This is a genomic window from Enterobacter pseudoroggenkampii, assembly GCF_026420145.1.
Classification (GTDB): Bacteria; Pseudomonadota; Gammaproteobacteria; order Enterobacterales; family Enterobacteriaceae; genus Enterobacter; species Enterobacter pseudoroggenkampii.
The window spans coordinates 89,679-115,673 of record NZ_JAPMLV010000003.1; the positions used below are offsets into that span (position 1 = coordinate 89,679).

Annotated in this window: 15 protein-coding genes and 1 pseudogene; 9 read left to right on the forward strand and 7 right to left on the reverse strand. The window is 58.1% G+C overall.

From position 1 onward, the window contains the following. From OTG14_RS16020 to OTG14_RS16030, 3 genes are read right to left on the reverse strand one after another with little or no spacing between them, the layout of a single operon-like run. A complete protein-coding gene (locus OTG14_RS16020) occupies positions 1-1,377 on the reverse strand; it encodes a glycoside hydrolase family 1 protein (protein WP_032654357.1) in 1,377 nt (458 codons plus the stop codon). A gap of 17 nt (positions 1,378-1,394) precedes the next feature. Beyond that, positions 1,395-2,723: a PTS sugar transporter subunit IIC gene (locus tag OTG14_RS16025; protein ID WP_031275290.1), complete on the reverse strand. Its 1,329-nt coding sequence runs from the start codon at positions 2,721-2,723 to the stop codon at positions 1,395-1,397. Positions 2,724-2,734: 11 nt separating this feature from the next. Continuing rightward, a complete protein-coding gene (locus OTG14_RS16030) occupies positions 2,735-3,049 on the reverse strand; it encodes a PTS sugar transporter subunit IIB (RefSeq protein WP_021242703.1) in 315 nt (104 codons plus the stop codon). Positions 3,050-3,342: 293 nt separating this feature from the next. Here OTG14_RS16030 and OTG14_RS16035 point away from each other — a divergent pair, with 293 nt between their 5' ends. Continuing rightward, positions 3,343-4,293, forward strand: coding sequence for a LacI family DNA-binding transcriptional regulator (locus tag OTG14_RS16035; RefSeq protein WP_023293714.1), 951 nt, complete (start codon positions 3,343-3,345; stop codon positions 4,291-4,293). Between the two features lie 61 nt (positions 4,294-4,354). Here OTG14_RS16035 and OTG14_RS16040 read toward each other — a convergent pair whose 3' ends face one another. Next, on the reverse strand, positions 4,355-4,651 hold the full coding sequence (locus OTG14_RS16040) for a YicS family protein (RefSeq protein WP_021242704.1): 297 nt from the start codon (positions 4,649-4,651) through the stop codon (positions 4,355-4,357). Positions 4,652-4,792: 141 nt separating this feature from the next. On the opposite strand from OTG14_RS16040, the gene OTG14_RS16045 reads away from it, so the two are divergent. The 8 genes and pseudogenes from OTG14_RS16045 (at position 4,793) to OTG14_RS16075 (ending at position 22,763) form a co-directional block, all read left to right on the forward strand. Next, positions 4,793-5,212, forward strand: a complete 420-nt coding sequence (locus OTG14_RS16045; RefSeq protein ID WP_032654363.1) for a GNAT family N-acetyltransferase — start codon at positions 4,793-4,795, stop codon at positions 5,210-5,212. A 147-nt stretch (positions 5,213-5,359) separates the two neighbouring features. Beyond that, positions 5,360-6,160, forward strand: a complete 801-nt coding sequence (gene nlpA / locus OTG14_RS16050) for a lipoprotein NlpA (protein ID WP_267215356.1) — start codon at positions 5,360-5,362, stop codon at positions 6,158-6,160. Positions 6,161-6,282: 122 nt separating this feature from the next. Next, positions 6,283-7,062 carry an MBL fold metallo-hydrolase gene (locus OTG14_RS16055; protein WP_267215357.1) on the forward strand — a complete coding sequence of 260 codons (780 nt, stop codon included), beginning with the start codon at positions 6,283-6,285 and terminating at the stop codon, positions 7,060-7,062. A 26-nt stretch (positions 7,063-7,088) separates the two neighbouring features. Beyond that, complete coding sequence (locus tag OTG14_RS16060) at positions 7,089-8,042, forward strand: GlxA family transcriptional regulator (protein ID WP_267215358.1); 954 nt, start codon at positions 7,089-7,091, stop codon at positions 8,040-8,042. Between the two features lie 182 nt (positions 8,043-8,224). Further along, entirely contained in the window at positions 8,225-9,922 is a 1,698-nt protein-coding gene (locus OTG14_RS16065) for a ShlB/FhaC/HecB family hemolysin secretion/activation protein (protein WP_267215430.1), read from the forward strand. A 95-nt stretch (positions 9,923-10,017) separates the two neighbouring features. Then, positions 10,018-10,746 (forward strand): annotated as a pseudogene (locus OTG14_RS23750) (filamentous hemagglutinin N-terminal domain-containing protein); the annotation flags it as partial. A gap of 1,056 nt (positions 10,747-11,802) precedes the next feature. Beyond that, on the forward strand, positions 11,803-22,335 hold the full coding sequence (locus OTG14_RS16070) for a hemagglutinin repeat-containing protein (RefSeq protein WP_425340244.1): 10,533 nt from the start codon (positions 11,803-11,805) through the stop codon (positions 22,333-22,335). Next, the gene (locus tag OTG14_RS16075; protein ID WP_155725216.1) at positions 22,332-22,763 is read left to right on the forward strand and encodes a hypothetical protein; all 432 of its coding nucleotides are present in this window, start codon (positions 22,332-22,334) and stop codon (positions 22,761-22,763) included. The genes OTG14_RS16070 and OTG14_RS16075 overlap by 4 nt, the downstream gene beginning before the upstream one ends. On the opposite strand, the gene OTG14_RS16080 is transcribed toward OTG14_RS16075, so the two are convergent. From OTG14_RS16080 to OTG14_RS16090, 3 genes are all read right to left on the reverse strand, one after another. Then, a complete protein-coding gene (locus OTG14_RS16080; protein WP_061716240.1) occupies positions 22,747-23,298 on the reverse strand; it encodes an RNA 2'-phosphotransferase in 552 nt (183 codons plus the stop codon). The two genes, OTG14_RS16075 and OTG14_RS16080, sit on opposite strands and share 17 nt — an antisense overlap. Positions 23,299-23,733: 435 nt before the next feature. After that, entirely contained in the window at positions 23,734-24,822 is a 1,089-nt protein-coding gene (locus OTG14_RS16085) for an AAA family ATPase (RefSeq protein WP_267215360.1), read from the reverse strand. Positions 24,823-24,969: 147 nt separating this feature from the next. Continuing rightward, positions 24,970-25,929, reverse strand: a complete 960-nt coding sequence (locus OTG14_RS16090) for a YbgA family protein (protein WP_267215361.1) — start codon at positions 25,927-25,929, stop codon at positions 24,970-24,972. Positions 25,930-25,995 lie beyond the last annotated feature (66 nt).

Here is a 25,995-nt window from a genome sequence, read left to right on the forward strand (position 1 = left end):
TTACTCTTTATCAAAGCTATTATTTAAGGCGGTGGCGGCAAACCACTCCCCGCTTTTCTTAATGGTGCGCTGCTGCGTCTCCAAATCGAGCTGGATAAATCCGTAGCGATTTTTATAGGCATTACACCACGACCAGTTATCAATAAATGTCCACATATGGTAGCCAAGACAATTACACTCTTCGCTTATGCCTTTATGCAGCCACGTTAAATGCTCAGATATAAAATCAATGCGGTATTGATCGTTAATCTGGCCATTTTCAATAAAACGTTGCTCGTTTTCGACGCCCATGCCGTTTTCAGAAATAAAGCAGCGGGGGTTGCCGTAATTGTCGCGCAGGTTAATCAGAATATCGTAAATACCCGGCGCGTAGATTTCCCAGCCGCGGTAGGGGTTCATCTTGCGGCCCGGCATCTCGTAGCTATCAAAGAACCATTCCGGCATAAACGGCGACTGCGGGTTCACCGCGCTGTCGCGACACTTCACGCGACGCGGCTGATAGTAGTTAATGCCGAGCAGGTCGATTTTCCCTTCCGCAATCAGGAAACCGTCTTCCGGCTTGCAGGCGGGCAGCTGGTCGTAAGATTTCAGCAGCGCCACCAGATCGGCCGGGTATTCGCCGCGCAGGACCGGGTCGAGGAAGCTGCGGTTAAACATCAGATCCGCAACGTGCGCCGCCTTCACGTCTGCCGGGTTCTGCGAACGCGGATACGACGGCGTCAGGTTCAACACGATGCCGATCTCCCCCGCGTAGTGCCCGGCGCGGTAGGCCTGAACCGCCTTCGCATGGGCCAGCACCGTGTGATAAGCAACGGTGGCCGCCCGGCGGAAATCCACTACGTTGGGGTAGTGGAAGTCGTACAGATAACCGCCTTCCACCGGCACGATCGGCTCGTTGAAGGTAAACCAGTGCAGCACGCGGTCGCCGAACAGCTCGAAGCAAATCTGCGCATAGCGGGCGTACGCGTCCACTACGTCACGGTTTTCCCAGCCGCCAATTTCCTGCATCGCCATCGGCATGTCGAAATGGAACAGGGTGATAAACGGCGTGATGCCCTGTTCATTCAGCTCATCAATGACCTGATTATAAAAATCGACCGCGTCCGGGTTCACTTCACCGATACCGTCGGGGATCAGGCGCGCCCAGCTAATCGAGGTACGAAAGCTGTTGTGGTTCAGCTGTTTTAACAGCTGAATGTCCGTTTTCCAGTGCTGATAAAACGTGGAGGTGTGCTGCGGCCCCACGCCGTTGTGAAAACGGTTCGGCTCGCGGGCAAACCAGTAGTCCCACGTGGTTTCACCCTCTCGTGTCCCTTCCGTCTGGAGAGCGGAGCTTGCGCTGCCCCACCAGAAGTTATCGGGAAATGCGTATTTCATGACCCTTCCTCTTTGACTTAATTACTTGTGGCTTCAGCGGCACCCACGGCTGCAGCCTGGGCTTTCTGCTCTTCGTTTTTAATCAGCGTACGCTCATAGGCGCGCAGGAACGGCAGGTACATCAGCGCCGACATCACCATGCAGACGAGGCACATCACCACCGGGCTCAGCGCCCAGTTCGCCGCCCACGAGGCGCCAATCGGCGCGGGCGTAGTCCACGGGGTTAACGAGACCACCTGTGCCAGCCAGCCGAGCTTCGTGGCGCCGTACGCCAGGCAGGCGTTGACCAGCGGAACGAACACGAACGGGATAAACAGCATCGGGTTCATGATGATCGGCGCGCCGAACAGAATCGGCTCGTTGATGTTAAAGAAGCTTGGCACCACGCCCATTTTGCCGATGGTGCGCAGGTGGGTAACGCGGCTGCGCAGCAGCAGGAAGGCCAGCGGCAGGGTGGAACCGACGCCGCCAATCAGCAGGTAGTGATCCCAGAAACCTTGCAGATAAACGTGCGGCAGCGCCGCGCCTGCGGCCAGTGCCGCCTGGTTTGCCGAGAGGTTCGCCATCCAGAACGGGTTCATGATGCCGGTAACAATCAGCGAGCCGTGGATACCCGCGAACCAGAAGATCTGGCACAGCAGCACGGAGAGCAGAATGGCGGGCAGGGAGTCAGACGCGGACACCAGCGGCTCCAGCAGGTGCATGATCGCCTGCGGGATAATCATCCCGGTCTGCGCTTCAATGAACAGGTTCAGCGGGTGCAGCGTGCCGATCACCACCATCACCGGGATCAGGATCTCAAACGAACGCGCCACGCCGGTGGGCACTTCCTTTGGCAGGCGGATGGTGACGTTGTTCTGCTTCAGCCAGGCGTACACGCGGGTTGAGTAAATGGCGGCGATCAGCGCGGTGAAGATGCCCTGGCCGGAGAGGTACTGGGTTGAGATTTTGCCGTCGGCATACGGCGCGGCGACCAGCAGGAAGGCCATAAAGGCCAGCAGGCCGGACATCACCGGGTCGAGGTTAAACTGACGCCCCAGGCTCGCCCCAATCCCTACCGAGATGAAGAAGGTCATCACGCCCATGCTGAGGTTAAACGGCAGCATCAGCTGTTCGCGGTAGGTTTGGGAAAAATCCAGCCAGCCGCGGGCGAAGCTGTTGGTGGTATCCGCCGAGAACGGCGGGAAGATGAACACCAGCATAAACGAGCCGATGATCATAAACGGCAGCGCGGCGGTAAAGCCGTCGCGGATGGCAATCACGTACTTTTGCTGACCGAGCTTCGCTGCCAGCGGGGTAATTGACTGCTCAATCACCGCAACCATGGATTGATATAACGAACTCATGTGAACACCTTTTAGTGTGCCGCTTCGATGAGCGACAGAGCAAAGTCCAGTACTTTATCGCCACGCTGCATGCCGTAGTCCATCATGTCGATGGGCTGCACCGGAATGCCATGCGTCGCCGCCTTGTCTGAGAGTGTCTGTAACATGTATTTCACTTGCGGTCCGAGAAGTACCACCTGGTATTGCGGAAACTGCGTATCAAATTCGGAAACACCGTACGCATCAATCTTCACCGACAAACCACGTTCTTTCGCGACATCGACCATTTTGCTGACCAACAGGCTGGTGGACATCCCGGCAGAGCAGCACAGCATAATCTTGAACATCGACAACCATCCTCTAAATGTAAAAAGTTATTGCGAGGATGATTGGACATGATACGGAAACCGGTTTCCATTCATAAAAGACAGAACTGTGACAACCATCAAGATCCAATACTTATGAGGCTAATTAACCGGATGCAGGTCACATAATTTGGCTGTTTTGACATCATTTGGAGTGGAAACGGAAAATCGGTTTCCATGGAAAACGGAAACGGATATACTCCGCTCTGGCTATAATGTGAGCCGAAGCGGTCATGGAATTTGCAGGCGCGAGGTAAGCCTGCCAGGGGAAAGAGATGTCGACAATCAATGATGTATCACGTCTTGCCGGGGTGTCTAAAGCCACGGTATCGCGAGTGTTGAGTGGGTCGCGTGGCGTAAAGGAAGCCAGCCGTCAGGCCGTTCTGAAGGCAGTGGATGAGCTTAACTACCGGCCTAATGTGATTGCCCAGTCGCTGCTGAGCCAGTCTACGGGCTGTATCGGGGTGATTTGCGCCCAGGAAAACATTAACCAGACCACCGGTTATCTCTACGCGCTGGAAAAACAGCTCAGCCAGCATCAAAAACACCTGCTGCTGCGTTTCGCGCACAGCAAAGCGGAAGTGATGCACGCTCTTGAGGAACTCTCCTGCGGGCTTTGCGATGACATCCTGGTGATTGGCGCGCGTTTCCCGCTGGACGTCGACATGGACAACGTCATTCTGGTGGACTGCATGGAGTCTGATAATTCCAACAGCATCCAGTTCGATCACGCCTTTGCCGCCGAAACCGCCTGTAACTACCTGACCAGCCAGGGGCGACGCCAGATTGCCCTGATCCATCCGCACGGCAGCGGTTTTGCTGACCAGGTGCTGCTCGGCTACAAGCACGCGCTGGAGAAAAATTTCCTGCCCTTTAATCGCAACCTTGTGTTCATGGACGCGACCTCGTCGTCCGTTGCGCTACAGGAGCTGCTGAATAACGCCAGCACGCTGAACTTCAACGCGCTGCTGGTGGCGGACGAGCAGGAAGCCCAGCGGGTGATCCCGCAGCTGCAGGCGTTTAATAAATCCGTGCCGGACGACATTATGGTCTTTAGCCTGGCCGGATCGCTGCACCTGCCGGGTATTCCGGTGATCCCGGCGATTGAATATTCTATGGATGCCATGGCGGCGCGTATCGTGAGCTGGCTGACGGAGAAAACGCAGATGCTGGGTTCGTATGTGCTGCGCGGGGATTTGATCATTCCAGACGTGCGTAAGCGTTAAACATGTTGTGTTGGCCGGGAAAGGCGCAGCCGCCACCCGGCGAGAAGCACGTTTCCAGCCCTCAGTAATCTTCCATACAATCCACCTGACCAATCGCCGCCCAGTAGGCGTCCAGGTTGTCACGCTTCACGGCGGTAACGGCATTTTTGATCAGCAGCTGATTGGCCTCTGACGACAAAATCATCGCCTGCCAGGCCTTATCGCTCTGCTTTTTCTGTGGCGTACAGGTTTTCTTAATATCTTTCAGGACCTGTTGCTTAATCTGCGCCTCTTTCGCCGGATCGTCCTTTTCCTGAGCATGGACAAACGCGGCGAACAGCAGACAAACCAGCAGGCAGACAAGGTGTGCAGCTTTCATCAACAACCCCCTTTTGACGTCACAGGCTTCCCATGAAATATATCGTTACATTCAGTGTAGCGACGCCAGCCGAAAGTATGAATTTTCTCTACGTTGCGTGTGTGAGATAGTGAAACGGCACAGATAACAAGGAGAAAAAATATGCACCTGAGCATTACTCATGCGGTTACGGCGCAGGAAAAAGAAGAGTTACTCACCGGCCTGAGAGCCTACAATGCGCAGTTTCTGGATCTCTCCACATTCAGCGGGGATATTGGCGTTTACGTGCGGGACGACATCGGCACCATGCTCGGCGGGCTCATTGGGGTGCGCAAAGGCGACTGGCTGAATATCGACTTTCTCTGGGTGAGCGATGCCGTACGCGGATCCGGCGTGGGCAGCCAGCTCATCAAAACGGCGGAAGATGAAGCCAGACGCAAAGGCTGCAAGCACGCGCTGGTGGATACCGCCAGCTTCCAGGCGCGTCCGTTCTATGAAAAACAGGGGTACCAGCTGCAGATGTCTTTGCAGGATTATCCTTATCCGGGCATGCAGCGGCATTACCTGGCGAAAGCCCTTTAAGCCCTTAATCTGTAGGCCGGGTAGGCGCAGCGCCGCCCGGCCATACCCGCATATAACTTATCCTTCTTATTGATTCTTTTTCGGTTTTTATTTCCCCGCCTCGTTGTCGATATAGTCACTACAACATTCAGCAAAAGGAACTGTCTTGTGAAACGTCGATTGGGTGCTCTGGTACTGGCTGGCCTGCTGCTGGCAGGGTGCGATCAAAGTGGCAGCGATGCCAAACACATTAAAGTCGGCGTCATCAACGGCGCTGAACAGGACGTGGCGGAAGTCGCCAAAAAGGTGGCAAAAGAGAAATATGGCCTGGACGTGGAGCTGGTGGGCTTCAGCGGCTCGCTGTTGCCTAACGATGCCACCAACCAGGGGGAACTGGATGCCAACGTCTTCCAGCATCGCCCGTTCCTTGAAGAAGATAACAAGGCGCATGGCTACAAGCTGGTGGCCGTGGCGAACACCTTTGTTTTCCCGATGGCCGGCTATTCCCGCAAAATCAAATCCGTGTCTGACCTGAAGGACGGGGCAACCATTGCCATTCCAAACGACCCGACCAACCTTGGCCGCGCGCTGTTGCTGTTGCAAAAAGAGAAACTTATTACCCTGAAGCCGGACACCGGGCTGCTGCCCACGGCGCTGGATATTACCACCAACCCCAAGCAGCTGAAAATTATGGAGCTGGAAGGGGCGCAGCTGCCGCGCGTGCTGGACGACCCGAAAGTGGATGTCGCCATCATCAGTACCACCTATATCCAGCAAACCGGGCTGTCACCGGTGCATGACAGCGTCTTTATTGAAGACAAAAACTCGCCGTACGTGAACATCGTGGTGACGCGCGAAGACAACAAGGACGCGGAGAATGTGAAGGCGTTTATCGAGTCGTATCAGTCACCTGAAGTGGCAAAAGCGGCTGAGACGATCTTTAACGGCGGGGCAGTGCCGGGCTGGTAAACGATGTGACAGAAAACGGGTTGCTTATCTTGGCCCGATTCCATCGGTAATCGCCCTTTAGCCCACAGCGTCAATTGCGACGGCTGGCTATCCTCCTTATCACACCAACAGGAGGATAGCCCATGAACATTACCCACATTCGCAACGCCACCCAGCTGATTTCATACGCCGGAAAACGTCTTTTGATCGACCCGATGCTGGCCCCAAAGGGTGCTTATCCGGGCTTCCCCGGCACGGCGTATGCCGAACGCCGTAACCCGACGGTTGAACTCCCCGTTGACGTCAACACGCTGCTGGACGCCGACGCGGTGATCGTCACCCATACCCATGACGATCACTGGGATCGCGCCGCGGCGGAGCTGATCGCCAAAGACAAACCGATTTACGTGCAAAACGACCGTGACGCCGCGCTGCTGCGCAGTCAGGGATTTAGCAACCTGACGGTCATGACCGACGCGACCACCTTCGGCGATATTCAGATTACGAAAACCCGCGGCGGCCAGCACGGGACCGATCGCGCTTATGCCGTGCCGGAGCTGGCGGAACGGCTGGGCGAGGCCTGTGGCGTGGTGCTGCGTCATCCTGATGAGAAGACGCTCTATATTGCAGGGGATACCGTCTGGCGTGACGAGGTAGCGGCCGATCTGCAAAAACACCAGCCGGACGTGGTGGTACTGAACGCCGGCTATGCCCACGTCATTGGTTTTGGGCCCATTATTATGGGGCAGGAGGACGTGCTTAACGTTCATTTCCTGCTGCCGCAGGCCAACATTGTGGCGAGCCATATGGAGGCCATTAACCACTGCCTGTTGACCCGCAGCGCGCTGCGTGAGTACGTTGAAGCTAATCAGGTGAGTGACGCAGTGAGCATTCCCCAGGATGGCGAAACCGTTATATTCTGAGTGCGTTAAAGGGAAAGGAGAGACAGATGTCGCTAATCAACGTCGCGATTGTCGCGGTAGACGGGTTCAGCCCGTTTCACTACTCCGTTCCCTGCATTCTGTTTGGCGACTCGGTCTCCGGCGAAAAGCGCTTTAACGTAACGATTTGCGCCGAAACGCCGGGGTTCCTTACCTCAAAAGACGGATTTGCTCTCAACGCCACGCAGGATTTTACCGCCATTGGGCAGGCCGATATTGTTGTCGTTCCCTACTGGCAGCACGTTCTGGAACGCCCGCCGCAGGTGCTGCTCGACAGCCTGGTGCAGGCGAGAGACCACGGTGCAGAAATCGTCGGGCTGTGTCTGGGATCGTTTGTGCTGGCCTGGGCGGGGATCCTCGACGGCAAACGTGCGGCCACCCACTGGGAGTTCGAACGTCAGTTTCAGTCGCTCTTCCCGAACGTCCAGCTGGATATTAATGCCCTTTACGTGGATGACGGCAATATCATTACCTCTGCCGGTACTGCCGCTGCACTGGACTGCTGCCTGTATATCATTCGCCAGCGCTTTGGCAGCGTGGTTGCTAACCAGATTGCCCGCCGGATGATTGTTCCGCCCCACCGCGAGGGCGGGCAGGCGCAGTTCATCGCCCAGCCGGTACCCAAAGATACCCGCGACGGACGCATTAACTGCCTGATTGACTACCTGCAGCAGCATATCACCGAACCGCATAGCCTGGACTCCCTGGCGGAGGTGGTTTCGATGAGCCGCCGCACCCTGACCCGTCATTTTATTAAAGCCACGGGATTGAGCGTCGCCGACTGGCTTACCGCCGAACGCCTGCGGCGCAGCCAGATCCTGCTTGAAGCCGGAAATATGCCGATTGAGCGCGTGGCCGAGCTGGTGGGATTTAATTCCGCCGTCACCTGGCGACAACAGTTTAAAGCACGTTTTGGGGTGAGCCCCGCAGAATGGCGAAAAACGTTTCGGCTTCATGCCTAATGTATTACGGCTAACTCAAGATTTAAGAGTGAGTTAAACAATTTCTTATTTTCTCTTAATATCCTTTTCACTTTTCTGAAAGAACTATTAATTTTAGGTGCCCTAATGCAAATTAGATATACTCGCCTTAAGAATGCTCTTATATTACAAAAATAATCATTGCGGACGTTTTTGTGGCATGGATGAATAGCTCCAAAATAAAAAATAGAATAATTTCGTTAGTAAATTATGCTGCTGCTATCTTATTGGCTGTCTTTTTTTTAGCGCGCGCCAATGCTGCGCCGCTGTCGCCAGCCGATCGCGATTCCATTCAACAGCAACAGCAGCAGCTTTTATTACAGAACCAGCAACAGCGTGAAGAGCTGGAGCGGAGCATTCCTCGCCCCGCGCCTGCCAGACCGCTGCCTGTTACCGGCTCCGGGCCCTGTTTCACCATTCATACCATTACCCTTTCCGGTGCGACCTTAATCTCCCCGAAAACCCGGCAGACCCTTGTCGCGCCGTGGCAGGGCCGCTGTCTGGATATGGCGAAAATAACGGAACTTCTCGCCCATATTTCTGACTGGTATATCAGCCGGGGATATATCACCAGCCGCGCTTTTCTTACCGAGCAGGATCTCTCCGGCGGCCAGCTGAATATTGTTGTGCTGGAAGGTCGGCTGGAAGCGATCCGTCTGGAAGGCGAAACGCCGCGCATGCTGAAAATGGCGTTTCCGGGACGGGTGGGCGGCATTCTTAATTTACGCGACATCGAACAGGGCATGGAGCAAATTAACCGTTTGCGTACCGACCCGGTTCAGATTGAAATTCTTCCGGGGACGCAGGCCGGATATTCCATCGTTAATCTCACGGCAAAACCGGAATTTCCCTTAAGTGCATCCGTAAGCCTGGATAATAGCGGGCAGAAGAGTACCGGGGAAGATCAGCTGAGTGGCGTGCTCACCGCCAATAATATGCTGGGGCTGGCGGATAAATGGTTTGTCAGCGGCGGGCGCAGCAGCGATTTTGCCAGCGCGTACGATGCGCAGAATTTCCAGGCGGGCGTCAGCGTGCCGTTTGGCTACGGATTACTGGACTACAGCTACGCCTGGAGTAACTACCGGACCACCATCAATAACCAGGGATTCAACTGGCTCTCCACGGGCGATACCAGAACCCACCGCGTTAACGCGTCCTGGGTGGTCTTCCGCAACGGGGAGGTGAAAACCGGCATTGCGGCTGGCGTGGTTCAGCGCTCCAGCCGCAACTGGCTCAACGACGCGCCGCTTCAGAGCAGCACGCGCAACCTCTCCAGCCTGATTCTGGGCATTACGCACACGCAAAAAATGCTGGGCGGCGTGGCGACCTTCAACCCGACCTGGAGCCACGGCATGCCGTGGTTCAATGCCGAAACCGACGAAGATAAGTCCGGGGATGTGCCGCGCGCGGAATTCCGCAAATGGAGTCTGAACGCCAGCTTCCAGCGGCCGATTACCCGTAATGCCTGGTGGCTGACCAGCGCCTATGGCCAGTGGTCGCCCGATCGGCTGTACGGCTCCGAGCGCCTGACGCTCGGCGGCGAAAGCTCCGTGCGCGGTTTTAAAGAGCAGTACCTGTCCGGGGATAACGGCGGCTACTGGCGTAACGAGCTGGGGTACTCCCTCTTCACCCTTCCTGTGATTGGCGCGGTGAGCGCAACGGTCGCCGTTGACGGTGGCTGGCTGGAAAAAGACCGTCAGGACCGCTTTGCCTCCGGCACGTTATGGGGAGGCTCGGTGGGGCTGAGCAGCGCAGGGCGCTGGTACAGCAGCCAGATTTCGGTCGGCACGCCCCTGCACTACCCCGACTGGCTCGGCCCGGATCATGTGAGCGTTAACTGGCGCATTGCCTTCATGCTTTAAGAGACTCTACGACTATGGATACCCGTCACCCACCCGTTCGTTTCTCGCAGCGTCTGATCAGCTGGATTGTCTGCGGCTTAATGGTCTGGCAGCCGATGGCTCCTGCCGTCGCGGCGGCGCTGACGCCGACCGGGCAGACTTCGGTCGATCGGGCGGGGAACGGGGTGCCGGTCGTCAACATCGCCACGCCCAACGGGGCGGGTATCTCGCATAACCAGTTCGGTGAGTATAACGTCGGCAAAGAGGGGCTTATCCTCAATAACGGCACGGACCGTTTAACCCGGACCCAGCTGGGCGGGCTTATCCAGAACAACCCCAACCTGCAGGCCGGGCGGGAAGCGAAAGGCATTATCAACGAAGTCACGGGCGCCAGCCGCTCGCAGTTACAGGGCTACACGGAAGTTGCCGGTAAAGCAGCAAACGTCATGGTGGCCAACCCGTACGGCATTACCTGTAACGGGTGCGGATTTATCAACACCCCGAACGTCACCCTGACCACGGGGAAACCGCAGTTCGACGCCAGCGGTAACCTGCAGGCGCTGGAGGTGACGAAAGGTGCCATCACGGTTGAAGGCCAGGGGCTGGATGCCAGCAAGAGCGACGCGCTGTCGATCATTGCGCGCGCGACGGAAGTGAACGCCGCGATACATGCGAACGACCTGACGGTAACGGCAGGGGCGAACCGCGTGGGCGCAGACGGCAGCGTCAGGCCGATTGCCGGTGAGGGCGCCGCGCCCGTGGTGGCCGTGGATACCGGCGCGCTCGGCGGGATGTATGCCAACCGCATCCGCCTGGTCTCCAGCGAGACGGGCGTGGGGGTGAACCTCGGCAACCTCACCGCGCGCCAGGGCGATATTCAGCTGGACGCGGGCGGGAAACTGACGGTCACGAACAGCCTGGCCAGCGGCTCGATTACCGCGAATGGCGCGGGAGTGGTCCTCAACGGCAGCCATCAGGCCGGGGGCGCGCTGAATGTGACCAGCTCGCAGGATGTGGAACTCAATAACAGCACGCTCGCCAGCCAGGGCGATATGCGCCTTTCCGCTGCGGGGAAAGTGCAGACGACGGGCGGCGGGACGAACAGCGCGGGCGCGCTTGCGGTGAGCAGCGGGCAGGGGATGACGCTCAGCAATACCTCCCTGGTCTCCCGCGGCGCGGCGACGCTGGACAGTAAAGATACCCTGACCGTCAACGGCGGCGGCGTGTCGGCACAGGGCGGGGCGCTGACCGTCACGAGCAGTCAGGGAATGGTGCTTTCGGATGCGACGCTGACGGGTCAGGCCGACACCACGCTGTCCACCGGCGGCAGCCTGACGCAGCGCGGCGGCAGCGTCACCAGCAAGGGCGCGCTCAGCGTGGCGGCCGGGAAGGATATCACGCTGACGAATACCCGCAGCGGTAGCGATACCCGCGCGACCCTCAGCAGCGGCGGCACGCTGTCATCCACGGGCAGTGCGGTCTCGGCAGGGGAGAGTCTGGCCCTGAGCGGCGGACAGCTGGTGATGGACGGCCAGAGCCGGGCCGATGCCACGGGCGATGTCCGCCTGACGGGCAGCGCCGTCAGTAATCAGGGGCAGGTGAATGCGGGGCGCGACATTGCCCTCTCCGGCAACAGGGTGTCCAACAGCGGCCAGCTGGCAGCGAAAGGCCACCTTGACGTGAATGCAGGAGAGCTGACAAACGGCGGCACGGTGCAGGGTAACGACGTCACCCTGAAGGGGCAGACGGTCACTAACAGCGGTACCCTGCAGAGCGCCGGTAACCTGGCGCTAAGCGCCGGTAACCTGGAGCAGCGGGGCACGCTGAGCGCGAAGGGCAATGCAAACGTCACGGCGCAGCAGACCCTGCGTAACAGCGGCAGCCTGCTGGCTGACGGGGCGATGAGCGTGACGGCAGACGCGCTTGAACAGAACGGCACCCTGTCCGGCGCGACGGCGCTGACGGCGCAGGCCGGCACCCTGACCAGCGGTGAGGCGTCCCGCACCACCAGCCAGGGCAATGTTCAGATTACCGCGACCCGCAGCGCCAGCCTGAACGGGCAGACGGACGCGGCGGGGGCATTAACCGTCAGCACCGGCGACCTGACCACCGGCCAGGATGCGCATCTGCAGAGCGGGCAGGGGCTCTCTCTGCAGGCGCAGAATGCCGCGCTGAACGGCACGCAGGCGGCGAAGGGGGCCCTGTCGGTGACGGCGGGCACGATTGCGCACGCCGGGAAATCCACCGGTGACACGCTGAGTTTTAACGCGACCGGCGACCTGACCAGCGGCGGAGAGCTTACCGCCAGCGCCATCGCGCTCAGCGGACAGAACATCCTCCAGTCCGGCGTCGCAAAAGCGGACCGCATGACCCTGACGGCCCCCGGGCGCATCACCAGCAGCGGTACGCTGGTTGCCGGTACGCTGGCGCTGGACGCTGCCTCGGTGGAGAACAGTGGACTGCTGCAGGGGACCACCCTGCTCGGCCTGAAGACCGGGTCACTCACGAACCTCGCGGGCGGGTCGGTCTACAGCACGCAGGATTTAACGCTGAACGTTCCGGTGCTGGCTAACAGCGGGCTTATCACCACCGACGGCACGCTGCGCATGAAAGGCGACACGCTGACAAACCAGGGCGAAATCAACGGCGTCAGCCTGAGCAGCGACTACCTCAGCCTGACCAACGCCGATACCGGACGCCTGCTGGCGGACGACCGGCTCACCCTGAACGGCACTGCGTTTGCTAACGCGGGCAATATTGCGGCCAGCGACCTGCACATCACGGCGGACAGCCTGCAAAACCAGGGCACCGTTGAGGGGGACTCGGCGCTGACGCTCGGCGTGACAGACCTCACTAACCGTGGCGCGCTGCGCAGCAGCGGAACGCTGACGCTTAACGGCGACACGCTGGCCAATAGCGGCGAGCTCAGCGCCACCGCGCTGCTGCTGAACCTGACCCGACAGGCCAGCAACGATGCCGGCGGGCGGGTAATTGCCCGGGACGGCCTGACGCTGACCACCGCCAGCCTGACGAACAGCGGACTGATGGCCGGTACCGACGCGCAGTTTAACAGCGCGTCGTTGACCAACGGCGGCACGCTGCAGGGGACACATTCCCTGACGGCGACCGGGGCACAGCTCAGCAACCAGCAGGCGGGCATGCTGCTCTCCGGCGGCGCGCTCGACCTGCACCACACCACCCTGAACAACGCCGGGCTGCTGCAGGGCAATACCCTGAACCTGGCCACCGGCGAGTGGAACAACACCGGTAATGCGCTGGGGGAAGCTGGCGTGACGGCGGCGGTGACCGGCACGCTGACCAGCAGCGGCAAGGTGCTCAGCCAGCAGGCGGCGGACGTCCAGGCCGGCAGGACCGATAACCGGGGCCAGCTGCTGGCAAAAGTGCTGACCCTGCGGGGCGACCTGCAGAACAGCGGTCTGCTTCAGGGGAGCAGCACGCTGGCCTGGTCCGGGAACACCTTCACGAACCACGCTCAGGGGCAGGTGACGGGCGGCGATACCCTGACCCTGAGCGGACAAACCCTCAGCAACGCGGGCAGCCTTCAGGGGCGCAGCGCGACGCTTGAGGCCGGGAGCCTGAATAACCAGGGCAGCATTCAGACGCTGGACGCCATGACGCTTTCCACGACCGGCAGGCTGGATAACACGGGCGCCCTGCTCAGCCAGAACCTGTTCACGCTGACGGCGGCGCAGCTGTTCAACGACGGCCAGCTGGCCGGGAAAGCGCTCACGGTGAAGGCCGCGCAGCTGAACAACACCGGCATTCTTCAGGGCAACGACACGCTGGCGCTGACCACCCGCGCGCTGAGCAACGGCGCCACCGGGCAGCTGGTGAGCGGCAGTTCTCTGGACGTATCCCTCGACACGCTCGATAACGCCGGTCTGCTGCTGGTGAACGGCGGGTTCACCCTGCGGGGCAGCGACCTGACGAACCGGGGCGATATTCAGGCGCAGAGCCTGGATTTGGGCCTGAGCAATGCCCTGACCAGTACCGGGAACATCGTGGCCACCGAAGATGCCACGCTTAACGCGACGACGCTGACCAGCAGCGGCACGGTGGCGGGCAAAACGCTGACCGCAGGCGGTACTGAGCTGCGCAACAGCGGCCTGATGCAGGGCAGCAACGCGGTTAACGCCACCGCCGACCGCTTTATCAACGAGCTGAACGGTAAATGGCTCTCCGGCGGCGGCTTCACGCTGACGGGCGGACAGCTGACCAACGCCGGTACGCTGCAGGGCGCCACGCTGGGTATGACCGGCACCGCCCTCACCAACAGCGGCACGGTGAACGGGCAGACGGGACTCAGCGGCACGCTCAGCGGGGCGTTAACGAATACCGGGCTGCTGCAGAGCGGCGGCGCGACCGCCTTCACCGCGGACACCCTGGCGAACCCGGGGCGCATCACGGGCGGTACGCTGTCCCTCACTGCCCGCGATATGAACAACGGCGGGCTGATGCAGGGAACGAACGGCCTGGCGCTCACCGGCACCACGCTGACCACGGGCGCGACCTCGCGCACCCTCTCCGGCGGCATGCTGACGCTGGATGCAGGCCAGCTGACCACGCAGGGCACGCTGCAGGGGAACGGCGCAGGCATCCGCGCCAGCGACTGGACGCACGGCGGGTCTCTGCTCAGCCAGGGAACGCTGACGGCCACGACCGGCGGCACGCTGACCTCAACCGGCTCGCTGATGAGCCAGGGCAGGACGGATATCACCGCACAGACGCTGGATAACCGCGGGCAGCTCCTCAGCGAGGGAGATGTGACGCTCGGCGGCAGCACGCTTAAAAACAGCGGCACCGTGCAGGGGAACTCCCTCGCGCTGCATCAGAACAGCATTAACAACCAGGGCATCTTAACCGGTCTGCAGAGCCTGACCGTTCAGGGGCAGCAGCGGCTGATGGCGCGCATGGCGATGGCCGCGCCGCAGCAGGAGCTGATTAACGGCGCAGACGGCAAGCTTCTCACCCAGGGCGCGCTGACGATTGCGTCCGGCGCGGTGACCAACGCCGGCAGCTGGCAGGCACAGAACATCCTGCTTAACGCCCGGTCGCTCACCAACAGCGGCGCGGTGCAGAGCGCCGGTGCGCTGCAGATGACGCTGGCCGATACGCTCACCGGAACCGCAGGCAGCAGGATCACCGCGCTGGGTGCGGCGACGCTGCAGGCCGTGACGCTGGCGAACCAGGGCCAGTGGGCGGCGAAAAACCTGACGCTGACAGGCGGCACGCTCAGCAACAGCGGCGCCATCAGCGGCGTGAATGGCCTGACCCTCAGCCAGACCGGCGCGGTCAGCCAGCAGTCTGGCGGCACCCTGCTGTCCGGCGGGGCGCTGAACGTCACGGCGGCCTCCGTCACCAGCGACGGCAAAATGCAGGGGGGCACGCTCGGCATCACCACCGGGGCGCTCACCAACGGCGGACGTCTGCAGGGCGATAACGGCGCGACGCTGGCCCTCAGCGGGACGCTGACCAACAACAGCGGAGGCGAAATCGTCAGCCGCGATGCGCTGACGCTGACCACGCCCGCGCTGTTTAACTACGGCCTGATCCAGGGCGGCGGCGAGACGCGGGTGACAGCCTCCTCCCAGGCGCGTAACGACGGCAGATTCCTCTCCGGCGCGCGCCTGACGCTCGGCACGCCGCAGTTCACCGGCACCGGCTGGCTGCAGGCCACCGACCTGATACTCAATGCGGCAAATGCCTTCAACGGCGGCACGTGGGTGGCCGATCGCGCCACCCTGACCGGCACCAGCTTCGCCAGCCAGGGCACCACCCAGGCGGGACAGCTGACGGTTAACTACGGCCAGCTGAACAACAGCGGCACACTGCTCGGCAACGCGCAGCTGAACATTAATGCCGACCAGGTAACCCAGAGCGCGGGCGGTAAGCTGCTGAGCGGCGGCAACCTGTGGCTGCAGAGCCGGGGGCTGGACCTGACCGGCCAGCTGGTGTCCCTGGGGGACTTAACGCTGCAGCTGACGAACGCGTTTACCAGCCGGACCGCCGTGGCGGCAGGAAGAACCCTGACCATCAACAGCGGCGGCGACATCGATAACCGCAGCGTGCTGCAGGGGCAGGCGGTCAACCTGAACGCGGGCGGGCAGCTCAGCAACAACGGACAAATCACCACCGGCGGCGGCGCGAGCACGCTCTCCGGCAGCAGCGTGGCGCTGAACGCCGCGGGCTCGGTGCAGGGCGGAGGTGACATCACCGTGGCCAGCCGGAGCAATATTACCGTGGACGGCTTCACCGGCACGCGCGGCTCGCTGACCCTGAGCGCGCCGGGCGCCATCGTCAACACCGCGCTGCTGTATGCGGCGAATAACCTGGCGCTGTTTGCCGACAGCATCACCAACCAGCGCGGCGACATCATGGCGGGGAACAACCTGTGGATGCAGCGGGATGCGGCGGGGAATGCGAACAGCCAGGTGGTGAACACGTCGGGGAATATTGAGACGCAGAATGGTGATATTACGATCAGAACGGGGCATTTGCTGAACCAAAGGGATGGTCTGGTGGTGCTTAACAGCAAAACCGAAAACCTGATGGAGCAGGTCAAGTGGTTGAAGGACGGCTATGCGGATATCCCTCTTTCTGAGCTGATCGCGGGAACCGATTATGGCTATATCGTCATGGAATCCTGCAGCGGCGGTGGCAGTCCTGGGCATGGAGCTGGTCCTACATGCAGGGATATAGCTACTCCGATGCCGATGAAAAACAGTCCGGCGAAAGAGATTGCGATTTTACGAACGACACAAACTGTGTCCGCAAATGGTGGAGCGGGACGGATTAGTTCAGCCCAGGGGATGGTCATTCAGGCGGGGCAACTGGAAAATAATGCCAGTACACTGCTTGCCGCGAAAGATATGTTCCTTTCTGGTACGACTCTGCAAAATCAGTCATGGACTGATGGTACGGTGACGCGTTACAGGACATATGTTGCCGACCGTGAGCAATATAATCGTAAAGCAAATCCCTCCGCGTCGGTCGACGCAGATGTTTATAAGAAGACCCCCATTCACTATGTTGCACAGGGTGATGATCGGGACGAAGGATCTGGAGGAACAATATATCGTTCCGTCATCCAGGCGGGCGGTAACGTCACCGCAAACTTTACCAGTAACATCAGCAACACCAATACCACCGCGAACGCGGGCGGCGTCAGCAACGTCATCTCCACGCCGTCGCTGAACACCCTCAGCAACCAGAGCGTCGGCAGCGGCGTGCAAAAACAGGGGCTGAACGCTACCGGCACCGTGGCGGTGAACTCGCCGCAGTGGAACGATCAGCTCCAGGGTGCGCTGCAGCAGCTTAACGGCGGCGGCGCGCTGGAAAACGGCGGCGCGTCCGGCACGCCTCTCAGCAACATTGGCACCACGCAGAAAGGCAACGCCAACCTCGGCCAGCTGGGCGCGCTGGCGAACGCTGGGGTCACCACCGCCGATCTCAGAACCGCTCAGGGCGGAGCCGTCGGGCATTATCAGGGCCAGCGCGTTGATACCAGCGCTTACCCGCTGCCGTCGGGCAACAACGGCTATTTCGTCTTCTCCGATAACCCGAAAAGCCCGTACCTGATCGGCATCAACCCGAAACTGAACGGTCTCGGACAGCTTGATCCCGCCCTGTTTGCCGACCTGAACGCAATGCTCGGGGTCAAACCGTCGTCCACGGCGCCGCAGGAGACGCGGCTGGCGTTTACCGACGAGAAGCAGTTCCTCGGCTCGTCCTACATGCTCGGCCGCCTCAACCTGAACCCGGATTACGACTACCGCTTCCTCGGCGATGCGGCGTTCGACACCCGCTATGTCTCCAACGTGGTGCTCAACCAGACCGGTAACCGCTACCTGAACGGCATCGGCTCCGATCTGGATCAGATGCGCTATCTGATGGACAACGCCGCAGCGGCGCAGCAGTCGCTGGGCCTGCAGTTTGGCGTGTCGCTGACCGCCGATCAGATTGCCGCGCTCGACCACAGCCTGCTGTGGTGGGAGAAAGCCACCGTCAACGGCGAAACCGTGATGGTACCGAAACTCTACCTGTCGCCGAAGGACGTCACCGTCAATAACGGCAGCGTAATCGCGGGTAACAACGTCACCCTGAAGGGCGGCGACATCACCAACAGCGGCAGCTCGCTGCTGGCGAAAAACAGCCTGACGCTCGACAGCCAGAACAGCATCAGCAACCTCAACAACGGCCTGATGAAAGCGGGCGGCGACCTGAACCTGAGCGCCATCGGCGATATCAATAACATCAGCTCAACCATCAGCGGCAAAACGGTCGCGCTGGAGAGCCTGGACGGCAGCATCAACAACCTGACCCAGGTTGAGCAGATTGATATCAACGCCGGAGGGAAGTACGGCAAGATCGGTCTGAAAGACACCCTGCTGGGCAACACGGCGTCTATTACCGCGCAGGATGGCCTGTCGCTTGAGGCGGGGAAAAACATCACCGTTACCGGGGCGAACCTGGCCTCCGGCGGCGATATGCTGCTGAACGCGTGGGGCGATATTGCCGTCAACGCGAATCAGATCAACGACGCATTCAGCTCCAGCCGGGCGAAAACCAGCCGTTCGTCCGTCACGTATCAGGGCAGTAACGTCACCGCGGGCGGCAACCTGCTGGTGAACGCCGGGCACAACCTTGACGTGACCGCCAGCGACCTGAAGGCGGGCGGCAGCGCGGGGCTGAGCGCGGGCAACGATCTCAATCTGAACGCGGCACAGACCAGCGAAAGCAGCCGTAAAGGGAAAAGCGAATCCCACAGCACCGGGCTCGACCGCACCACGATTTCCGCAGGCGATAACCTGGTCCTGAAGGCCGGACAGGATATCAACGCTCAGGCCGCCGCGCTGGCGGCGGAGAAAAGCGTCGGGCTGCAGGCGGGTCGCGACGTGAATCTGGCTGCGGAAGAGACCACGCAGGGCGACAGCTATAGGTCAGGCAAGAAAACCGTTATTAACGAATCGGTACGCCAGCAGGGAACCGAGATCGCCAGCGGGGCGAATACCCAGATCCTCGCCGGACGCGATGTCACCACCGAAGCCGCGCAGGTGACGGCGAAGGGCGATATCGGCGTAGCGGCAGGCCGCGACGTCAGTCTCAATACAGCAACCGAAAGCGATTATCACTACAAAGAGCAGACCAAAACCAAAAAAGGGTTCCTGAGCAAGAAAACCACCCACACCATCGAGGAGAACAGCGCGACGCGTGAATCCGGCTCTTTGCTGAGCGGCGATAACGTGCAGGTGGTGGCAGGCAATAACCTGCTGGTGAACGGTTCCGCCGTGGCGGGCGACGGCGACGTGAAGCTTAAGGCGGGCAACAACGTCGATATTGTGGCAGCGACGAACAGCGATACCTCCTGGCGCTTTAAAGAAGAGAAAAAATCCGGCCTGATGGGCTCGGGCGGGATTGGTTTCACCATCGGCAGCAGCAAAAGCACGCACGATCTCCGTGAGAAGGGCACCACCCAGAGCCAGAGCTTCAGTACGGTGGGCTCGACGGGCGGTAACGTCGCGATTTCTGCCGGAAACCAGGTCCACATCGGCGGCGCGGATCTTATCGCCGGGAAGGATTTAAGCCTCAGCGGCGACAGCGTCATCATCGAGCCGGGGCACGACAAGCGCACCCGGGATGAAACCTTCGAGCAGAAGAAAAGCGGGCTCACCGTGGCGCTCTCCGGCACCGTCGGTAGCGCTATTAACAATGCCGTGAGCGCGGCGCAGGAGACCAAAGAGCAAAGTGATGGCCGTCTGAAAGCCCTTCAGGCCACCAAAACGGTGCTGTCCGGCGTGCAGGCCGGGCAGGCTGCGGATATGGCGGCAACCACCGGCGACCCGAACGCAATGGGTGTGAGCCTCTCGCTGACGACCCAGAAGTCAAAATCACAGCAGCATGCTGAGAGTGATGCGGTGGCAGGCAGCACGCTGAACGCAGGCAACAATCTTGCCATCACCGCGAACGGCAAAAACAAAGGTGCAAACAGCGGCGACATCGTGATTGCGGGCAGCCAGTTGAAAGCCGGGGGCGACACCACGCTGGATGCACAGAACGACATTCTGCTGTCCGGCGCGGCGAATACCCAAAAAACCAGCGGCAAGAACAGCAGCAGTGGTGGCGGGATCGGCGTGAGCATCGGTGCCGGCGGCAACGGCGCGGGTATCAGCGTGTTTGCCAACGTCAACGCCGCGCATGGCAAGGATAAAGGCAACGGTACCGACTGGACCGAAACCACGATCGACAGCGGCAAAAACGTCACCCTTAAAAGCGGGCACGACACCGTGCTTGATGGCGCTCAGGTTAACGGCAATAAAATCGTGGCAGATGTTGGTCATGACCTGCTGATGCGCAGCCAGCAGAACAACAGCGACTACGACAGCAAGCAGACCAGCGTTGCAGCGGGTGGCAGCTTCACCTTCGGCACTATGTCCGGTTCAGGCTATATCAACGCCAGCCAGGACAAGATGAAGAGCCGCTTTGATTCGGTGGCCGAACAAACCGGGCTGTATGCCGGGGACGGCGGCTTCGATATCACCGTGGGGCATCATACCCAGCTTGATGGAGCGGTTATCGCCTCTACCGCCACGCCGGACAAAAACAGCCTCGATACCGGGACGCTGGGCTTCAGCGATATCCACAACGAAGCGGACTTTAAAACCTCGCACTCCGGTATCAGCCTCAGCGGCGGCGGCAGCTTCGGGGATAAATTCCAGGGTAACCTGCCGGGCGGCATGATCTCCGCTGCGGGTAATAAAGGCCATAAGGAAGGCACCACGCAGGCCGCCGTGGCAGAGGGCTCCCTCACTATCCGCGACAAGGCAAACCAGAAGCAGGACGTGGCCGATTTGAGCCGCGATACCGAACATGCTAACGACAGTATCAGCCCGATCTTCGACAAGGAGAAAGAGCAGAACCGTCTGAACGCAGTTGGGATGATCAGCGACATTGGTAGCCAGGTGGCGGATATTGCCAGGACGCAGGGTGACCTGAACGGGCTGAAGGCGGCCCAGAAAGAAACCGGCGCAACACTCCCCGCAAACGCGACAGAAAAAGAGCGCCAGAACTATCTTGCGAAACTGCGTGATACCCAGGCATACAAAGAAGTAATGGTGACGTACGGAACCGGCAGCGCCATGCAGCGTGGCATCCAGGCGGCTACGGCAGCGCTGCAGGGACTGGCGGGCGGCAATATCGGAGGGGCGCTGGCGGGCGCGTCAGCACCGGAGCTGGCAAACATCATCGGTCATCATGCAGGCATTGATGACGATACGGCGGCAAAAGCGATTGCCCATGCCATCCTCGGCGGCGTAACCGCAGCCCTTCAGGGCAACAGTGCCGCAGCGGGCGCTGTGGGGGCCGCATCCGGCGAACTGATTGCGACAGCGATTGCCAAACAGTTCTATCCCGATACTGACCCGTCGAAGCTGACGGAAGAACAGAAGCAAACCGTGAGTACGCTGGCGTCTGTTTCAGCGGGCATAGCTGGCGGGATTGCTGGGGGAAATACGGCTGGTGCGGCGACTGGAGCCAGTGCCGGGAAGAATAGTGTTGAGAATAACTTTTTGAGTAAGGGAAGTCCCCAACTCTACACTGAGCGTTTCAATAACTGCAACGGTGAACCCTCTTGTGAGCAGGGGGTTCGTAAGGATATGGCTAAGGAGTCAGCGGAAAATATTCTTAAGCTGAAGACATGTTGGGATGCAGGAGACACCGCTTGTGTGGTGCAGATGCGCACCTTGATTGAACTGGATGAAAAAGCTTATACCGCGCTACGTGTCCAGGACAATCTGGCGGGTCGAGCCTATGAAGATTCGGCAAAGTGGTACGCTGATATTATCGACAACTGTAACGGCAAGTGCGGGTGGCTGTCAGCGCATCTTCAAAAAACAACTGCAGATGGAATGGCGGCTGCAATATATGGATCGCTGGCAGATGGTGTAAGTATTTCACCTAAGCCAGGGCAGACGGTGAAACCTGTTACTGATACCGTTGGGAAAGGACCTATATCTGAGAGAGGTTCCGTCGCAAATGCTAACTTTGCCCAATCAAAAATTAGAGCTAATGAAACATTTAGTCCCGAAGGGGCGGATAGATATAGCAAAATGGCAGGTCAACCCATCAATACGGTAGATGATTTAGCCAATGCGGTTCGAAATGGCTCTATCAAACCGAGTCAATTATCTGTAGATTATGTAGAGATGAATGGCACAAGATTAATTCTTAATACCAGAACATCCGTAGCTTTAGATCGTGCTGGAGTACCGAAGGCTGAATGGTACGGAACCAATCAAACAAATGTGAAAGTACCTGGAATGGATGGCAAAACTTATAATGATCTTGCCACTGATCAATTAATTAGGAATAAACTTCCGGAAACAGGAAGCACAGATATACCACGTGGGAGAAAATGATGAAATCAGGAATTGCAGTCTCTATCTTAGATCCTTATGATTGGTTACCATCATATGGTGAAAATTCAGTGTCTATTGAGTCCAGAGGCTTAGAATTTATCGTTAAGATTGAATATGATGCAGCAAATGAGGATCAGGGTCCTAACTATAGGGAGTTACGATTTGATAAAGTGTGTGATTTTCATCACACCTCGTTCCCTGGATTGTCCAGACTCGATATAGATTATTCGAGCGATGCCAAGACTCCATTAACTGGAACCTTGATCGAATATCCTGACTCTGAGGTTGCAATTGCATGGAGTAGGCATTTTGGTGGAGTAAGGCACATAAAACACTATAAGATTATTTTTCTTTCCGAAAATATTTCTTTAGAAATATTTGCTGAAAATGTGAGTTTGAGCTCTGAATTTACTATTCATCCTGAATGATCTGCGCTGGAGAAATAAATTTAGTTAACCAAATATCATTATCTGCTTGATAGAATTTAACGCCCTGATGATAGAGCTTTAGGGCATTGATTTTTAGTACGACAGGTGTTCCGTGACGCATTCCAACCTGAATTGCCATCTCTTTATCGATAGAAAGATGAACATACTGCCGCTCCTTTGCATTAAGTCCTTGCTCAAGGATTGATTCTAAAAAGTAATGCGCAGTCCCATGGTATAAGATTTCAGGAGGTATTTTTTCTTCAAATTTTATATCCACTTGCTTTAAAGAGTGTCCTTGCGATGCTCGAATACGCATTCCGTCTTGGGATATGGAAAAGCGTTTTTTAGGACTAAGATCGACAACATTATGGAGCATGGCTAGATCAAGTTTTTGGCCTTTTTCGTTAGAAAGATGGATGAGTGTAGATATATCTGCCCAACCCTCTGAGTCTAATCTTAATTCAATTGCTTCAGGTTTGTGACGTAATATGTAACTCAAAAATTTACTTATTTTGATATGCTGACTTTTATTCATGAAATACACCTCGATATTTTTATTGAGTAAAAGGCATTTTTTGAGATGCTTAGCCTTCAACTTCTTTATGGTTGCCTAAAAGATTTATAATATCCAGTTTTATATTTTATCTAAAACAATGTATTTTATCCAGTGCCAAGATATCTCAATAATAATCCTCTAAAATTTAATAATAATACCAATGATTTTAATATGTAATACGCTGATAATACAAACTTTAATACATACTCTATCTGAACAGTAGCTTAGAACGGCTTTGTTGAATGAATTGTGTTTCGTGCAACTATCCCTGTAGCTGATTGTATTTACAGATGATATGTACACTTTATGGCATACTCGCCTTCATCATTTTGTTGAATGCAAGCACCATTGCCAAAGCCTCAGCTACTTTATCTGTATCCCAAAAAGTTGGTCATCGAACAGAATAAGGTGCAGTTACCCCAGCCTCTCCACCCTCGTCTCCCCCTCCACCATCGACAGCTGATACAGCGAAAACGACCTCTGCTTCTCAATCAACATCGCCAGCTCCGGCGAGTGGCTGGTGAGCCAGATCTGCGAGTAGCGGCTGGCCTCGGCGATTAAGCTCGCCAGCGCGGGCAGCATCTGCGGGTGCAGGCTGTTTTCCGGTTCGTTCAACGCGATAAACGCCGGTGGACGCGGGCTGAGCAGCGCTACCGCCAGGCACAGGAAGCGCAGGGTGCCGTCGGAGAACTCCGCCGGTTCCAGCGGCCTGCTCAGCCCCTCGCGCTGCATCATCATGCGAAAACGTCCGCCGGTGTTGTCGCTGTAAAACACGCAGCCGGGGAAGGCCTGATCGAGAATGCGCATCAGCAGCAGCTCGTCGCCAATCTCGACGATAGTCTGAAACGCGGCCGCCAGGTTGGCGCCGTCGCTGGCCAGCACCGGGGAGCGGAAGCCGACCTGCGGAGCCCGCATCGCCGAGCCCGATGAGACGGAAAACTCATGATAAAAGCGCCAGTTACGCAGGGACTCGCGCATCTGGGACACTTCCGGGTAAAGATGCGGTTCGCCGAGCTGTCCGAATACCGATTCGTTCTCGTACAGCGTGCCGCTGTGGGTCACCTTCTCGTGATGCACGTTGTTCAGAAAGACCGCCTGGTTCTTACGTTTCATCAGCTGTGACGAAGGCCGACGGTGCTGGCCGCTCAGCCAGATGGACTCCTCTTTGATCACCGGGTCGAGCTGAAACTGCGAGGGATAGGGCAGCTTCTCCACAAACCCGACCTGCAGCTCGTATTCGTAGGTCTCTGTTTCTACGGCCAGATTCATCCGCCGCAGTTGGTCGCTGCGGGTTTTGCCTGCCCAGAACACCTTCAGAATGCCGCCCTCGTTCGCCAGCGCCTGGGAAAACTGCCCCTGGGCGGCGCTGTGCATCAGATGTATCGCCTTGTAAATATTGGATTTCCCGGTACCATTCGGCCCGAAGACGATGTTGAGCTGCTCCAGCTCCAGCGACATCTCGCGGATGGAGCGGTAGTTTTGAATGTGCAGGGTGTTGATCACTGGCAGGCCCCTTTTTTGCAGAATAAGCCTGTATATAATCACAGGCTTTTGGATGAAATGCAAAAAAGAGACGACAGTGAGGATGTCGTCTAAACGGGGTACTGCTTTGGGCCTCTACGGGTCAATGGGGCCTTCGCATTTTTATGATCACTTGACTGCCAGACGCAGACCCAAATCATCAGGATAGGGATCAAAGTAGTTTTGCGTCATCAGATATCGGTCGGGGTATTCGGCCAGGTAATGCTTCAGCAGCGTGATCGGGGCGAGAATAGGCAACTGCCCGTTGCGATAGTGCAGGATCACGTCGCGCAGCTCGCCGCGCTGGCGGGTGTTCAGCTGGCTACGGAAATACCCCTGAATATGCATCAGCACGTTGGTGTGATTTTTCCGCGAGGCGGGTTTTTTCAGGATGGTCATCAGCTTTTCCCGATACGCCACGAAGAAGGCATCCAGGTCTTCCCACTCGTGCAGCGAGGCAACGAACGGGCCGATTTCACGGTAGCCTGCCTGATGGTGCGCCAGCAGCTGAAGTTTGTAACGGCTGTGGAAGTCCAGCAGCGCACGGCGTGTGAGGCCATTTTTACGCAGCGTGTTCAGTTCGTGCAGGGCAAAAACACGTTCGACAAAGTTTTCCCGCAGCACCGGATCGTGCAGACGTCCGTCCTCTTCCACGGGCAGCCACGGCCAGGTTTCAAGGAGGGCGGCGGTGAACAGCCCGACCCCCTCCTTGCGGCCCCGGTTGCCGTTTTCATCATACAGACGCACGCGTTCCATGCCGCAGCTTGGGGATTTAGCGCAGACGATAAAACCAGCGAGATCGCCGATTTTCGGCAAAAAATCTGCCGTAAAGTCCGCCATTTTCTGCGTAACGTCTTCATGAGGCGCATGGCTAAAACGCATCTGCGTTTCACCGTGTTCCGTCACGATCAGACGCAGCGCCGGGCGAGGGGTCGGCAGGCCGATGGCCATTTCCGGGCAGACGGGCCTGAAATTCACCCACTGGGCCAGCTCATCCATGACGAAGCCCATACGCTTGTGTCCGCCGTCAAAGCGAACGGCGGATCCGGTCAAACATCCGCTAATACCGAGCACAGGTTTCGTTGTCATGGTGTTGTCCTCCCGTTCATATAACTAAAACTTACACAACATGACTAATTTGTCCAAGTATTCGCG